This is a genomic window from Methylibium sp. Root1272 (assembly GCF_001425905.1).
In the GTDB taxonomy this organism is placed as follows: Bacteria; Pseudomonadota; Gammaproteobacteria; order Burkholderiales; family Burkholderiaceae_C; genus Methylibium.
The window spans coordinates 44,035-58,718 of the sequence record NZ_LMDY01000016.1 but is presented as its reverse complement, the minus strand read 5'-3'; the positions used below and the strand labels follow the sequence as shown (position 1 = coordinate 58,718).

Genomic DNA, 14,684 nt, shown 5'->3' with positions numbered 1-14,684 from the left:
ACGCATCCATCCCGGGCCGTCGGCCCGGGCGTTCGACGATCGCTAGCGGTAGTGCCCGTGCTGCTCCAGCACCTCGATCTTGTAGCCGTCGGGGTCCTGCACGAAGAAGAACCGGGCCAGCAGTTCCTCACCCCGCTTGAACTCCTTGACCGCGGTCGGCGCGTAGCCGAGCGCATCGACCTGCGCGCGCTTCGAGTTCGCGTCCGGCACGACGGCGGCGACATGGCCGTAGCCCGTGCCGTGCGTGTACTCGTCCTCACGCCCCTTGTTGAGCGTCAGCTCGATCTCGAAATGGCAGCCGTCGGCCCGCAGATAGACCAGCGTGAACTCCGGGAAGTCCAGCCGATGGGACTCCTTCATGTCGAGGACGGCCTCGTAGAACTTCAGCGAGCGCTCGAGCTCGCGGACCCGGATCATGGTGTGAATGAGCTTTGCCACGTGTACTCCTGTGACTGGCGGGGCGCGAGTGCGCGTCGAAGACGTCGATGGACGCACGCGGATCCGGCGATCTCGCTCCCGGGGGATGGTCGACAGTTTTTCATCAACGGCCCCGCAGCGGGTAGTACGCGGGTAGCGACGGCGGGAGCTCGTGCGCCGCTTCCGGGCGCGCTGGGAAGACGACCCGGTTCATCAGGCCGGGAACATGGGCCGCGTGCCCTCAGCGCCGCGCCGGATCGAAGTGCTTCTGCAGGCCCTGCCAGCAGCGCGCGTAGTCCGGCTGGCGCAGCGGCGAGGCCAGCGCGCGCGCGGTCGGGCGCCACACGTGGCGCGCCTCGAACATGAAGGCCATGGTGCCCTGGATGACATCGGGCGTCGACAGATCGGCGCGACTGGCCTTCTCGAAGGTCTCGGCGTCGGGCCCGTGGCCGGTCATGCAGTTGTGCAGGCTCGCGCCGCCGGGCAGGAAGCCCTCGGCCTTGGCGTCGTACACGCCGTGGATCAGCCCCATGAACTCGCTGGCGACGTTGCGGTGGAACCAGGGCGGCCGGAAGGTGTCCTGCATCGCCAGGATGCGCGGCGGGAAGACCACGAAGTCGATGGCGCTGGTGCCCGGCGTGTCGGACGCCGCGTGCAGCACCAGGAAGATCGACGGATCGGGGTGGTCGTGGCTGATCGAGCCGATGGCGTTGAAGCGGCGCAGGTCGTACTTGTACGGCGCACAGTTGCCGTGCCACGCCACCACGTCGAGCGGCGAGTGGTCCATCGCCGCCGACCACAGCCGGCCCAGGAACTTGGCCACCAGCTGGTGCGGCCCGTCCACGTCTTCGTAGGCGGCCACCGGCGCCAGGAAGTCGCGCGCGTGCGCCAGGCCGTTGGAGCCGATCGGGCCGAGGTCGGGCAGGCGGAACGGCGCGCCGTGGTTCTCGCAGACGTAGCCGCGGCCCTCGCCGTCGGGCAGCTCGACGCGAAAGCGCAGGCCGCGCGGGATGACCACGATCTCCTGCGGCTCGGCCTCGAGCACGCCGAGCTCGGTGACGAAGCGATGGCGGCCGTGCTGGGGCACGATCAGCAGTTCGCCGTCGGCGTCGTAGAAGCTGCGGCCCTGCATCGAGCGGTTGGCGGCATACAGATGGAGAGTCGCGCCCGCCTGCACGCTCGGGTCGCCCTGGCCGGCCCAGGTGACGAGGCCATCGATGAAGTCGATGGGCGTGGCCGCCGCCGGCAGCGGCAGCGGGTTCCAGCGCATCGGGTCGGGCGGCGTGGCGAGCGCCGAGAAGTCGCTGACGAGGCGGCCGCCGTCGTCGTAGGGTTCGAAGGGCGCATGCATCGCCGCCGGACGGATGCGATAGAGCCAGGAGCGGCGGTTGTCGGCGCGCGGCGCGGTGAATGCGGTGACGCTCAACTGCTCGGCATACAGGCCGTAGGGGCAGCGCTGCGGCGAATTGCGGCCCACCGGCAACGCGCCGGACAGCGCCTCGCTCTCGAAGTGGTTGGCGAAGCCGCTCTGGTATTGAAGGGGGCCTGTCGTCATCGTGGAATCAGTCCGGCGGGATGCCGTTGTCGCGACCGAGCCTGCCACAGCATCACCGGCGGATCAATCCGGTGACGAACCTCGATCCGTCTGAGCCGAGGAACGGGGCCGCGTCGCGACCCCCGAGTACAGATAGGTCAGCCACCTCGGCCCGGGGCGGTAGCCGCGGTCCAGGCGATCGATCGTGAAGCCCGCAGACTCGATCAGGCCGGGCATCTCGCGGTTGAGATGGCAGCCCCCTGCCAGCGGCTTCCAGTACGGCGTGATGCGGTCCTGCCAGCGGCGCACCGTCGAATCGGGCGCAGCGCCATGCTCCAGGAACAGCAGGCGCCCTCCCGGCACCAGCACGCGATACACCTCCTTCAGCGCCTGGGCTGCATCAGGGATGGTGCAGAGCGTGAACGTCGACACCACGCAATCGAAGCTCCGGTCGTCCACCGGGATGCGCTCGGCCGACAGCGGCAGCGCCTGGATCTCCAGGCCAGCGGCCCTGGCCCGGCGCTGGGCCAGCGCATGCAAGCCGGGATCGACACCGCAGAGGCATCGCAGTCCGGCAGCGCGGTAGTACGGCAAGTTGCGTCCCGTGCCCATGCCGATCTCGAGCACCCGGCCCGAGGCCTGCGGCACCAGATCCGCGCGCCCGCGCTCGAAGCTGGGCAGGCCGCAGATGACGTCGACCGCGCGAGGCAGGATGTGATCGTCGTAGAAGCTGCCCATCCGTGCCCATCGAGGATTGCGGTGCCCGCGAGCATACGCTGCAGGAGTGGCATGCAGCGGGGTCCGCCGAACAGACAACTAGGCTGCGCTCAGCACGAAGTAGATCGCCAGCGCCAGCGCAATGACGGCCAGCGCGAAGCCGAGCCAGACTCCGCAACCCGTCCAGTAGCCTCGCGGAATCTCTGCCTCGCCCAGCGAGCGGATCACCGTCCTGAACTGGACCGCGGAGCCGACGCAGAGCAAGCCGCCCAACAGCGTCATGCCGACGCCCAGCCACAGCGAGAACCCTCGCTGTGCCGGCGTCAGGGCCTGGCCGACGACCATGTGCAGGAACAGGCCGAAGCGCTCCACCACGAAGCCGAAGCCCATCAGGGCCAGCGCCGTCCGCTGCCAGGCCAGCAGGGTGCGCTCGGCGGCCAGGAACACGCGGGGGTCATCCAGGTAGGACATGGTGGGGATTCGCACTGCGAAGGGCCGGCGCGGCGGGTCGCGTTGTGGGCCGTCAGTGGAACGCTGCGTCGCGCCCGAACGAGTCCGGGCGCTATGACAGCCAACTGACGAACCGGGCCGGCACCGGCCTGGGCGGCACCGGTCGCCGCGCCATCACGGTGCCCACGTTGACGAAGCACACGGCCTGCTCCTGCGGCTGCACGCCGAACAAGCTGCGCACGCGAACCGAATCCATCGCGCGGCCACTGGTCAGCCCGCTGCCGAAGCCCATCGAGTGCGCCGCGAGCAGCAGGTTCTGGAGGGCGCACCCCAGCGAGACGAGTCGTTCGGCCGCAGGAATGGCGCAGGCGTCGCCTTCGTCGTCGCGCGTGCGCGCGATCGCGAGGGCGACCCACGGTGCTCGCCAGGCCTTGAGCCGGGCTTCCTCGATCTGGACCAGGGTGGCGCCGGGATCACGATCGACCAGGGCCAACGCAAAGGCCTCCGCCAGGCGAGCGCGCTGCTCGGCGGGAACGACCACGAAGCGCCAGGGCAGGAGTCGGCCATGGTCCGGCGCGGTCGCGGCCGCGCGAAACAGGCTGTCGATCTGCGTCGCGTCGGGGCCCGGCCCGGTCAGGCGCTTCGGCGACGTGTGCTGCCTCGCGGCCATCAACGCCCGCAGTTCGGCGCCCGACCGTGAAGCGCTCGCCGCATCGTGCTCGGCCGAGTGCAGCGACGGCGCGGCGCGGCCTTCCGCTTCATCGGACGTCGCGAACGTCATTGCTTCCATGTCGAATGGAGACCGGTGCTGCGCCACTCGGCCGGCGAGCTCATCGCGGACGCTCTGCGGGCCAGCCCGGCAAGCATTGCCTCCCAGGCCGCCTCGTCGTCGTCGACGCCCTCGGCGAACCGGCGGCACAGCGCGAAGCGCACGAACTGCTGCCCCCGGGCGAGGGCCGCGGCCAGCGCCTCCTGAAGCTGCGGCCAGGTCTGCTCCTGAGGCAGCACGTCGTCGCAGAACACCTGGCGCATCGCCGGCAACTCCTTGACCACCACCCGCGCGCGATAGACCGAGTAGCCGGCGTCCGCCACGGCACTCACCTGGATGCTGTATTCGGCACCGCGTTCGTCGGCCTCCACCATGGCGAGTCTCCTCCGGTCGGTCAGGCGGGCGCCGCTGGAACGGCGGCGTCGCCGGGGTCGATCAGGTAGCTGTAGCCGTGCTTGCGGAAACCCAGGCCCTCGTAGAAGGCATGGGCCTTCTCTCGGTTGACGTGGCTCGACAGCACCAGCTTGTAGCAGTCGCGCGCCGCACACAGGTTCATCGCGAACTGCATCATCCGCCGGCCGATCCGCTGCCCCTGGGCGTCCGGCGCCACGACCACGTCCTCGACGATGCAGGAGTCGCGCGCGCCGTGGGAGATGCCTCCCACGAAGACCACCGCGAAGGTGCCCACGATGAGATCGTGCGACTCCGCCACATAGATGTGGTGCAGCGGGTTCGCTTCCAGGTCGAGAAAGCGCGCCCAGGCGTGCTCGATCGGCATCTCGGGCTCGGGGGTGATGTCGAGCTGCTTGTAGAACTCCAGGAGACGCGGCACGTCGGACAGCCGCGCGGCGCGTATCTCGAGGTCCTCCACCATGGTTCTCCGGTCCGGGCGGCTAGACGCCGAGCTTCAGCACGCGCTTGGCGTTGCCGTACATCACGTCGTCGATCACGCCGTCCGCGAACCCGAGGGTGCGGTAGTCGTTGATCGACTGTCCCATCGGCCGGAACGGATAGGAGCTGCCGAACAGGATCTGGTTGCGCATGCAGCCGTTCGCCGCCTCGACGTAGAGCGATCCGCCCGGCGCGAAGATGTACATGTCGGGCACGATGAAGACGTTCTCCCAGCGGAACGCGACGCCGATGATCTCGTTCACGTACGGATAGAAGCCGTGGTAGCAGATGATCGACAGCTTGGGGAAGGCCTTCGCCACGTGGCCCACCGCGGTCGGCGTGACCATGTCGAGGCTCGGCGCCGTGGGGCCTGACATGATGGACACCGGCACGCCGAGCTGCGCACAGGCGTCGTAGATCGGGAACAGCATCGGATCGTCCGCCTTGCACAGCGGGCTGCCGAAGCCGGGCTCGACGTTGATCGCCTTCAGGTCGAGCTGACGCACCGCACGCTCCACCTCGTCGATCGCCGCCTTGACGCCCCAGCGGTGCGGGTCGATCGAGCCCACCCCGACCAGTTCCTTGTGGCCCTTGACGAGGTCGTGGATCTCGTCGTTGGAGTGCTTGATGCCGGGCGTGTCGCGGCCGACGACCACCGCCGCCGTGATCCGCGTCTCCTTGATGTCGCGCAGGTAGCCGTCGATGTTCTTCGAGTGCGTGAAGTGCTCCAGGTCCCGCGAGCCGACACGGCCGTTCAGCCACTTCACGACCTCGAACTCCGGCGTTCCGCGCGTCTTGCCGTAGAAGTCGTGCAGGAACGCAGGGCGGCTGCGCATGTCGATCACCTTCTTGCTGGCCATGGATCGTTCTCCTTCTTGGATGGTTCGTTCGTTGTTCGGGTCGACGGCGCGACAGGTTTCACTCCGGCAGCTTCGCCTCGACCGGTGCCTTGCTGGTACGCTTGGCATAGGCCTCGATGAAGTCCGCCGCGGCGCGGCTGCCGCCCGAGAAGGACTTCATCGCCTCCTCGTGCAGCAGCGACAGCGCCTGCATCTTGATTTCGTTGGCGCGCTCGTTGTCGAAGGTGTTGGCCAGCCGTCGCGGGCGCGGGATGTCCACCTCGAGCGTCGCCCTCACCTGCGTCGGGATGTTGGTCATCACGATCAGGCGGTCGGCGAGGAAGATCGCCTCGTCGATGTCGGTGGTCACGAAGAAGTTGGTGCGGTGCGACTCCTCGTACAGACCGGAGTAGTACTCCCACATCAGCTCCTTCGACATCGCGTCGAGGCCGCGGAACGGCTCGTCGAGGATCATCACGTCGGGGTTGTTGATCATCGCCCGCGCCAGCTCGGCGCGTCGCTGCATGCCGCCCGACAGCTGCGTGGGGTACTTGCGGCTGAAGGCCTTGAGGCCGACCTTCTCCAGCAGGAAGTCGGCCTGCGACTGCGTCTGCCCGTTCTGCTCGCCGCGCGCGCGTGGCCCGTACAGGATGTTGTCCATCGTCGTCATCCAGGGGAACAGCGCGCTTTCCTGGAACACGACGAGCCGGTCCTTGCCGGGGCCGGTGATGGGCCGTCCGTCGATCTGGATGCTGCCGGTGTCGGGCTTCTCGAAGCCCGCGAGCAGCCGGATCAGCGTGCTCTTGCCGCAGCCCGACGGACCGATCATCACGGTGAGCTTGTTGTGCTCGATCGTGAACGAACAGTCCTGCACCACGGTCTTGGCGAACGGCCCCGTGCCGTAGGTCTTGGTGACGTTGCGGACCTGGATCTCGCCGCGTGTCGCGCCCGAAGGCTTGTGGTTGGCCATCGTGCTCTCCTCAACGCTGTTTCAACCAGGGCGTGACCAGGCCGCCGAGCGCGCGCAGCGCCTCGCTGCAGGCGAAGCCCGCGATGCCGATGCTGATCATGCCGACGACGATCTGCTCGTACGAACCGCCCACGTACGAGTTCCAGATGAAGAAGCCCAGGCCGCCGCCCTCGGCGCTCTTGCCGCCACCGGAGATCATCTCGGCCGCCACCACCACCTCCCAGGTGATGCCCATGCCCACCGCGGAGCCGACCACGATCGACGGCAGCGTCGCCGGCAGCACCACGCGGCGGAAGATGTCCCACTGCGAGGCCCCCATCGCCTGCGCCGCCTGGAAGTAGCGCACGTCGATCGACTTGGCTCCCCCGACGACGTTGATGACGATGGTGAAGAAGGCGCCGAGGAAGGTCACGAAGGCGATCGACATCTCGGCCGTCGGCCAGAAGATGATCGAGGCCGGCACCCAGGCCAGCGGCGGGATCGGCCGCAGCAGCTCGAAGCTCGGGAACACGACGCCGTGCACCGCCTTGCTCACGGCCATCATCAGGCCCAGCGGGATGCCGATCAGCATCGCCGCGCCGAAGCCCGCCAGCACCCGCACCAGACTGAGATACCAGCTCTCCCAGTAGCCGGCGTTGCCCAGCAGGCCGCTCCAGGCCTTGAGCACGCCGCTCGGTGCGGGCACCTGGCCGATCCAGGGCAGCGCGAAGCCCAGCCATTCGGGCGAGCGTGCGCCCAGTTCCCACAGGACGACGAAGACCGTCAGGGCGATGATCGCGCGCAGCGTCGAGCGGCTGAGCACGCGCTGGCGAAACCGGGTGATGCCATGGCTCATGGTTCAGCCCTCCTTCTCGCCGGCCGCGAAGGACTTCTTCGCTTCCTCGTGGACGATCGCGCTGGTCTCCTCCATCAACTCGCGAAAGCGCGGGCTGGTCAGGACGCTGTAGTCGCGCGGGTGGGGAATGTCGACATCGAGAATCTTCTTCGGCCGGCACGGCCGCGAGGTCATGATCACCAGGCGGTGCCCGAGGAAGATGGCCTCCTCGAGATCGTGGGTGATGAAGAAGATCGTGACCTTGTTCTTGTAGTAGATCTCCAGCAAGGCCTCGTGCATGACCGACTTGGTCAGCGAGTCCAGCGCGCGGTAGGGCTCGTCGAACAGCAGCACCTTGGGATCGTTCATCAGCGCCCGCACGATCTCGACCCGGCGGCGTAGCCCCGAAGACACCTCGCCGGGGTAGTTGTTCTCGGTGCCGTTCAGGCCGGCATCGGCCATCATGCGGCGCGCCTTCTCGTAGATCTCCTTCTTGCTCATCTTCCCCTGCATCAGCGGGCCGAAGGCGACGTTCTCGAGGTTGGTCTTCCACGGGAACAGCGCGCCGTTCTGGAACACCACGATGCGGTCGGAGCCGGGTTCGGCCTTGGGCTTGCCGGGGCCGCACAGCACCTCGCCGTCCATCGTGATCGTGCCCGACGAGATGCTGTGGAAGCCGGCGATCGCGTTGAGCAGCGTGGTCTTGCCGCAGCCCGAGGGCCCGACGATCATGCAGATCTCGCCGGCCGCGATGTCCAGCGTGCAGTGGTCGACGGCCATCACGGCCGCGCCTTCTGGGTCGTAGATCTTGACGACGTCGTCGATGCGGATCGCGCCCTGCGTGGCCGCTCTCCCGCCGAGGTTGCGTTGTCGTTCCTGGGTGGTGTTCATCTCAGCGTCCTCCCAACGCCAGCTCGCGCACGCGCCACTGCATCATCAAGTCCCCCACCACGCGCACCATCGCGCTGGTCACGTAGCCCACCGCACCGAGCGTGACCATGCCGATCACGATCGTCGGGTACTGCACCATCGTGTAGGAGGTGTTGATCACATAGCCCAGGCCGAACTCGCCCGAGACCATTTCTCCGGCCACCAGGGAGAACCAGGCGACCCCCACCGAGATCTGCAGCCCCGTGAAGATGTAGGGCATCGAACCCGGCACGATGACCTCCCGGAACACCTGCCACTTGCTCGCACCCAGGCAGTAGGCCGCCCGGCTGTAGGACTCGTCGATCGACTCCACGCCGAGCATGGTGTTGAGCGCCGTGGCGAAGAACGAGGCGAGGAAGGTCAGGAAGATCACCGGCGTCTCGGTGCCCGAGAACATCAGGATCGCCAGCGGCACCCAGGCCAGGATCGGAATCGGCCGCAGCGTCTCGAAGATCGGGAACACGTACTCGCGGAAGGTCTTCGACCAGCCGAGGAACAGTCCGAGCGGCACACCCAGTCCGGTGGCCAGGAAGAAGGCCGTGGCGACCCGCCGCACGCTGGCCCAGATGTGGTCGTAGTACTCCGGCGTGTAGATCGAGAGCCCGTAGACCGGATGGCGGCTGAACATCTCGGTGAACACCGTCGTCAGCCCGGGCATGTCCCGAAAGCGCGGCAGCTTCCAGACCTCGACCGTGAAGTACCAGAAGCCCAGCAGCATCGCGTAGCCGGCCAGCATCATGTAGGGCTTGGGGCTCTTGAGCCACTGCGAGATGCGGAACATCGCCCGCGCCCAGCCGTCGCCCCCGCCGCTGCCCTGGTCAGCGCCCGCGTCGGCGCCGGCGAAATGCGGCACACGCGCCGCGACCGACGGCGACACGGAGAACTCGCGGGTGATCATCGTCGCGAAGCGGCTCATCACCACGTCGCCGCGCGCCGGGGACTGCTTGATCAGGGCCATCAGCGCCGCGCCGTTGATTCGGATCGCCTCGGTGCGCTCCAGACACACGGTGCGGGCCATGCGCCGGTTGTTGCCGGTCAGCACGGCGGCCCAGCCGAACACGTCGCCCGGGCGCATGATCTTCTCGAGCAGTTCGCCGTTGGTTTCGCTGCGCAGGGCGTGGTTCACGCTGCCGGAGGCGACGATGTACACATCGTCGGCCTCTTCATCGAGGTCGTAGACCATGTCGCCACGGGCATACGACTTCAGCTTCGACAGCTTCACGATCTCCTGAAGCATCTCCGGCGGTACCGTCTGGAACGGCATGGCTCGCTTGAGCACCGCACCGATGTGATCCATGCATCCTCCTGAATAGGGCCGAGTGGCAGCACCGCCTGCGGCTCCGCCGCCGCGGCGATGACTGGCTGCTCTTGGTCGCTCGGGGCCGAGCGGCCGATCTACTTCTTGCCGTACGCGCTGTCGGGCATGGACTTGACTTCACCGATCGGCGAGCTCAGGTTGCGTTCCTTGAGCACCTGGGCCGCCATGTCGTTCATCAGGGCCTCGGCGCGCAGCTTCTCGACGTTGATGCTCTTGATCGAGAACAGGAAGGCCGCGGACTGACCGATCTGCGCCACCACCTCCGGCGTCAGCGTGAAGGGCAGCTGCATGCGCACCGGGATCCCGCCGACCTCGGCCGGGTACTGCCCGTAGAGCGAGGACCACAGCATCTTCTCGCTGAAGCCGGTGGCCTGCTGCGCCGCCATCGCCGCCACTTCCATCGCGTTCTTCGGATCGGCGAGGAACAACTGGGCATCGAGCTCGGCGTTGAGCCAGGCCTTCGCGATGTCAGGACGCTGCTTGATCAGGTCGGCGCGCATCGCCAGGAAGCCGGCGTCCTTCTCGTTGACCGTCGCGCCGCTGGCGATGCGACGCGCCAGCCCTTCTTCCACCAGCCGCGACGCGGTCGGTTCCCAGATCGCCGCGGCATCGAGCTTGCCCGCGCGGAAGCCGCTGGTGATGACCTCGATGTTCTGGTTCATGATGGCCGCCGGCGCGACACCCTCCTTCCGGAAGGCCTCCTTCGCGAAGCGGTCGGCACAGCTGCCCAGCGGGATGCCGATGCGCTTGCCGTCGAGCCACTTGACGCCTTCCTTGCCGGTGCTGAACTTCGGCGCGTCGTTGCGGGCCAGCAGGATGTTGCACTGGTCGTAGCCCACGCCGAGCGTCGCGACGATGCGGATGTCGGCCACCGATTCCTTGGTGGTGGAGACGATCGCCGGCATGTCGCCCATGTAGCCGATGTGCTGCTTGCCGGCCAGCATCGCGTTGACGATCACCGCGCCCTGCAGGCCGATCGAGAAGTCGACCGTGGAGCCCTTGGGCAGGTACTTCTCGTAGAACTTCTTGCCCCGCATGACCACGCCGGACCACGACTGGGTGTAGTACGGCTGGTAGCCGATCACCAGCTGCACCGGATCACCCGGCTTGCCGTAGTCGAGGTCGGCGGCGAGCGCCGTCGAAGGAGCCCCGATACCGAGGCCGCAAGCCGCCGCAATCCCTGCGACGGCCGCGCGTACACGCTGATTCATCCAGAACGTCATGCTTGTCTCCTTGCTTGTTCATGCGGTGTCCGCGAAGCGGACCCGGATTTATCGGACCATTCGACCCGTCTGCGGGCTTCTTCGTTCTTCCTAGCCTTCCTTCTCCGTGGACAGCAGTACGGCGCTCACTTGCCGCCCTGCGTGCGCAGGTGCCGCGTGATCAGCGTCGAGAGCTGGCGCATCACGAGGAAGCCCGCCGCCGGCTCATCCGCCAGCACCTTCAGGACATCCTCGCCCTTGAGCCTCAGAAACGTGGACGGCTCCATGCAGGTGGCGCGGGCGATGCGGCGCGGCTGGTCCTGCAGCAGCGCGGCCCAACCGAACATCTCGCCCTTGCGCAACATGAAGCCCGCCATGCGCGTGCGATCCTCGCGGCCGATCTCGAACTCCACGCGGCCCGATTCGAGGATGTAGAGGTCGTCGGCGGGATCGCCGATGTCGTACAGCGCGGTCGCCACGCCATGCTCCTCGCGCCGTGCCAGGGCGTCGAGCCGACCGACCATCGCATCGGAGATGCCCTTGAACAGCTCGCAGGCCCGCAGGGCGCTGGACTGCAGCACGAAGATCTCGCCGTCGACGTGTTCGATCTCGTAGCGCTCCAGCGGCGCCTCGGCCAGCCCGAGCGCCTCGCCCGTCCTCACGTCCCATTGCCACAGATGCTGGTGGCAGGTCAGCGTGCTGCCGTCGAAGAAGCCCTCGTCGAGACAGACGTCCTGGTGCGGACACAGCCCCTGGAAGGCGTGGAACTGGTCGCCGTTGTTCACAACGAGAATCTTGGTGCCCGACGCCGTGTCGTAGCACTTCATCCCCTGCCCGGGGATCTCGCTGGCGCTGCAGATGCGGATGCGCTTCATGGGGGGCCCGTCGTCAGCTGAACTTGTCGTAGCGGATGTTGTCGGTCGACACGCGGGCCATCAGCAGCATGCGCACGCAGGCGTCCACCGCCGGCGGCGGCCCGGCCAGGTAGGCCCGCACGCCCTGGTAGCGCCCCTGCATGCTGCGGCCGGCCACCTCGTGCACGAAGCCGGTGTCGAACTGCAGCAACGGGTGGCTCGCGCGCAGAGCGTCGGATGCCGGCTCCTCCGAGAACGCGACCGTGACGCGCAGGCGCTCGCCGCAGGTGGCACGCAGGCGGCTGAACTCGTCGAGGAAGAACGCGTCCTTCATGGAGCGCACGCCGAAGAAGACGTCGCCGTCGTGACCGGCGAAGTAGTCGGCTCGCGCGGCCCGCTCCAGGATCGACATCATTCCCGCGATGCCGCTGCCGCCGGCGATGCAGAGGATGTTCTTGTCGAGCTCCGGATAGAAGGTCGCCGAGCCGAGCGGCCCGAAGAGCTCGACCGAGGTGCCCGCCGGCGTCGCCGAGAACAACCAGTCCGACAGTTTCCCGTCGGGCTTCTTCTTGATGACGAAGTCGAGCTCGAGGGCGTCCTTCACGTGATTCACCATCGACCAGCCGCGGTAGCCGTCGATCCCCGGCACCTGGACCAGCACGAACTGGCCGGCGTCGAAGGGCATGGGCGCGGCGAGCGCGATGCGCAGGGACATCACGTCGTGCGTCAGCAGCCGGGCGGCGACGATGCGACCGGACGCGGTGCGCGGGATGCAGACGTCGGGCTCCAGGTCCTCGACGAAGCTCGCCACCTCGATCGACAGCGGGCCGCGCGCGGCGCACTGGCACATCAGGAACTCGTCGGCCTGCTTGAGGTACTTGCGGCCCGGCGCCTCGGGCCACAGGTCGTCGATCTCGCCCGACAGCAGCCGCGCCTTGCAGGTACCGCAGGTGCCGCTGCCGCACTCGTAGGGCAGGTCGATCGCCTGGCCGAGGCCGGCGTACAGGACCCGGCTGCCCGGCTCGGCGTCGAACGCATGCGCACGGTTGCGCGCCTTCACTTCGATCTTCATGGTCGTCCCGTGGCCAGCGCTCAGATCGGAATGTGATAGCCGAAGCCGAGCATCCGCGTGTCGAGCCTGACGTTGCGGTCCAGCATCCGCGGGCCGTCGGCGCCGAGCGCGACCTTGTCGTAGATCTTGCCGACGGCGAACAGCTCGGTCGTCCCGCCGTCGAGTGTGGTGCGATAGGCCTGGACGGTGCTCACCACCTCGGCCTGCGCCGCGCTCTCGTCGATCTTGACCGTGTACACGCAGACGTGCCGCGTCATCGGCGACTGGTCGCTGTTGTGTCGCGGCAGGTTGGTGAACAGCGTCTTCAGTCCCGGCTTGTCGTGCTCCAGCCAGGTCATCTCCTTGCGGATCTCGGGGCTGTAGGCGGTGATCCGGTACACATAGGCCGGATCGCAGAGTTCCAGGTAGGCGTCGAACTTCTTGTCGTCCAGGGTCATGGCCGAGCGGCTGACCAGTTCGGTGATGGCGGTGCGTGTGTCCACGGTAGTCCTCGTATCGATGGGCCGGACTCAGGCGGCGGCCTGGGCCGCAGCGGCGGACTTGCCATGCGGGTCGTGCGCCATGCGTCCCATGCGACGGCTCCATTCCGCGTAGAAGTGACGCATGCCGCCTTCGTCGTGGATGGTCATGTTCTCCTCGCGACCATGCAGCACCCACTTGCTGTCGGTGCGGTCGCGCATCGCCAGCCCCTGACCATGCACGCCCAGCAGGTCCTCGTGCAGGTTGCGCCCGAACGGCCCCCAGATGGTGTTGTGGTCGCGAATGCGCTCGGCGCGCTCCTCGGGGGTGTCGCTCTTGAGGCCCAGACCGCGGAACTCGATCAGCAGCTTGTTCGGGCCGAGCGGGATCGCCGTGTCCATGCGCAGCACCGAGGTGCGCAGGTTGAAGGTCATGCCTGGGAAGATGTCGATCAGCACCCAGCCGCCCGGCGCCAGGCCGGGCCAGCCCACGCCGCGCGACTTGCTGCCTTCGTAGGCATCGTACTTGATCGCCATCGATCCGACCGACGCATGGCCGTTGGGGTAGCCGGTGTACTTGCGGTCGAAGTAGCCGGGCTGGATCATCCCGGTGATGCGGTTGAAGTAGTGCATGTAGTCGTGATAGAACTCGCTGTTCGTGTCGTGCCACAGCTTGTAGTTCGTGTTGACCACGGCCTTGTGATAGTGGAAGACCTCGAGCGGCATGTTCAGCTGCTCGTCCAGCATGCTCATGGAGTCGCCGATGTATTCGCCGAGCGACGAGCACTGGTCGTCGACATTGACCCAGACGAAGCCGCCGTAGCCGATCTCGGTCTTCACCTCGCGCAGCCCGGCCTGCTCGCAGCCGTAGCGGTCCTGGTAGCCCTGCTTGCCGCGCGAGATGTCGATGCAGTTGCCCTTCACGTCGAACGACCACGCATGGAAGATGCAGGTGATGCGCTTGGCGTTGCCGACCGGCTCGTAGAGCAGCGTGTTGCCGCGGTGAGGGCAGATGTTGTAGAAGCTGCGGACCTTCATGTCCTCGCCGCGCACCACGATCAGCGGCGCGCCGCCGGGGTGGTTGAAGGTGCGGTAGTCGTAGGCGTTCTGCAGCTCCGACTCGTGGCAGGCAATGATCCACACCTTGTTGAAGATGAGCTCCTGCTCCTGCCGGAAGATCTGCTCGTCGGTGTAGATGTCGGTGCTGACGAAGTGGGTGTCGGGGAAGTTGGGGCGTTGCTGCCACTCGGTTGCATTGCGCGACATGCGGCTCTCCGTGAGTTGCGAAGACGGGGGTGACGCAGGGTTCGAGGTCACCGCTGCGTCCGTGACGCCTCCTTCATTGCATGGTCCGTGCCCACGGTGGAAATCAAGGTTTCGGCAGCTCTGCGAGGTCGAAAGGGCGGCCTTTCGATCCGATGCTGCGCCGCTTCCAAGGGTTTGCATCAG

The 14,684-nt window shown here is 67.3% G+C and carries 17 protein-coding genes; all 17 read right to left on the bottom strand.

Going from position 1 to position 14,684, the window contains the following annotated elements; genetic code table 11:
• Nucleotides 1-42 precede the first annotated feature (42 nt).
• Nucleotides 43-438, bottom strand: coding sequence for a VOC family protein (locus ASC67_RS15845; RefSeq protein ID WP_056323405.1), 396 nt, complete (start codon nucleotides 436-438; stop codon nucleotides 43-45).
• A gap of 220 nt (nucleotides 439-658) precedes the next feature.
• Nucleotides 659-1,972, bottom strand: a complete 1,314-nt coding sequence (hmgA, locus tag ASC67_RS15840; RefSeq protein WP_056323400.1) for a homogentisate 1,2-dioxygenase — start codon at nucleotides 1,970-1,972, stop codon at nucleotides 659-661.
• Nucleotides 1,973-2,035: 63 nt separating this feature from the next.
• Nucleotides 2,036-2,689: a class I SAM-dependent methyltransferase gene (locus tag ASC67_RS15835; RefSeq protein ID WP_056323396.1), complete on the bottom strand. Its 654-nt coding sequence runs from the start codon at nucleotides 2,687-2,689 to the stop codon at nucleotides 2,036-2,038.
• 78 nt (nucleotides 2,690-2,767) lie between these two features.
• A complete protein-coding gene (locus ASC67_RS15830; RefSeq protein ID WP_056323393.1) occupies nucleotides 2,768-3,139 on the bottom strand; it encodes a YidH family protein in 372 nt (123 codons plus the stop codon).
• A 91-nt stretch (nucleotides 3,140-3,230) separates the two neighbouring features.
• Nucleotides 3,231-3,788: a nitroreductase gene (locus tag ASC67_RS15825; protein WP_056324185.1), complete on the bottom strand. Its 558-nt coding sequence runs from the start codon at nucleotides 3,786-3,788 to the stop codon at nucleotides 3,231-3,233.
• A 107-nt stretch (nucleotides 3,789-3,895) separates the two neighbouring features.
• The gene (locus ASC67_RS15820; RefSeq protein ID WP_056323389.1) at nucleotides 3,896-4,261 is read right to left on the bottom strand and encodes a hypothetical protein; all 366 of its coding nucleotides are present in this window, start codon (nucleotides 4,259-4,261) and stop codon (nucleotides 3,896-3,898) included.
• Nucleotides 4,262-4,281: 20 nt separating this feature from the next.
• A complete protein-coding gene (locus ASC67_RS15815; protein WP_235566357.1) occupies nucleotides 4,282-4,761 on the bottom strand; it encodes a GNAT family N-acetyltransferase in 480 nt (159 codons plus the stop codon).
• A 19-nt stretch (nucleotides 4,762-4,780) separates the two neighbouring features.
• Complete coding sequence (locus ASC67_RS15810) at nucleotides 4,781-5,638, bottom strand: amidohydrolase family protein (RefSeq protein ID WP_056323385.1); 858 nt, start codon at nucleotides 5,636-5,638, stop codon at nucleotides 4,781-4,783.
• 58 nt (nucleotides 5,639-5,696) lie between these two features.
• Nucleotides 5,697-6,587: an ABC transporter ATP-binding protein gene (locus ASC67_RS15805; protein WP_056323382.1), complete on the bottom strand. Its 891-nt coding sequence runs from the start codon at nucleotides 6,585-6,587 to the stop codon at nucleotides 5,697-5,699.
• Nucleotides 6,588-6,597: 10 nt separating this feature from the next.
• On the bottom strand, nucleotides 6,598-7,422 hold the full coding sequence (locus ASC67_RS15800; protein ID WP_082536057.1) for an ABC transporter permease: 825 nt from the start codon (nucleotides 7,420-7,422) through the stop codon (nucleotides 6,598-6,600).
• Nucleotides 7,423-7,425: 3 nt separating this feature from the next.
• On the bottom strand, nucleotides 7,426-8,292 hold the full coding sequence (locus tag ASC67_RS15795) for an ABC transporter ATP-binding protein (RefSeq protein WP_056323376.1): 867 nt from the start codon (nucleotides 8,290-8,292) through the stop codon (nucleotides 7,426-7,428).
• A gap of 1 nt (nucleotide 8,293) precedes the next feature.
• Nucleotides 8,294-9,628 carry an ABC transporter permease subunit gene (locus tag ASC67_RS15790; RefSeq protein WP_056323373.1) on the bottom strand — a complete coding sequence of 445 codons (1,335 nt, stop codon included), beginning with the start codon at nucleotides 9,626-9,628 and terminating at the stop codon, nucleotides 8,294-8,296.
• Between the two features lie 98 nt (nucleotides 9,629-9,726).
• Nucleotides 9,727-10,872 carry an NrtA/SsuA/CpmA family ABC transporter substrate-binding protein gene (locus tag ASC67_RS15785; RefSeq protein ID WP_082536056.1) on the bottom strand — a complete coding sequence of 382 codons (1,146 nt, stop codon included), beginning with the start codon at nucleotides 10,870-10,872 and terminating at the stop codon, nucleotides 9,727-9,729.
• 125 nt (nucleotides 10,873-10,997) lie between these two features.
• Nucleotides 10,998-11,726: a cyclic nucleotide-binding domain-containing protein gene (locus ASC67_RS15780; protein WP_082536055.1), complete on the bottom strand. Its 729-nt coding sequence runs from the start codon at nucleotides 11,724-11,726 to the stop codon at nucleotides 10,998-11,000.
• A gap of 13 nt (nucleotides 11,727-11,739) precedes the next feature.
• Nucleotides 11,740-12,777 (bottom strand): 2Fe-2S iron-sulfur cluster-binding protein, encoded by a 1,038-nt coding sequence (locus ASC67_RS15775; protein WP_056323367.1) that lies wholly within the window; start codon nucleotides 12,775-12,777, stop codon nucleotides 11,740-11,742.
• Nucleotides 12,778-12,797: 20 nt separating this feature from the next.
• Entirely contained in the window at nucleotides 12,798-13,259 is a 462-nt protein-coding gene (locus ASC67_RS15770; RefSeq protein WP_056323361.1) for an aromatic-ring-hydroxylating dioxygenase subunit beta, read from the bottom strand.
• A gap of 27 nt (nucleotides 13,260-13,286) precedes the next feature.
• Nucleotides 13,287-14,501, bottom strand: a complete 1,215-nt coding sequence (locus tag ASC67_RS15765) for an aromatic ring-hydroxylating dioxygenase subunit alpha (RefSeq protein WP_056323358.1) — start codon at nucleotides 14,499-14,501, stop codon at nucleotides 13,287-13,289.
• Nucleotides 14,502-14,684 lie beyond the last annotated feature (183 nt).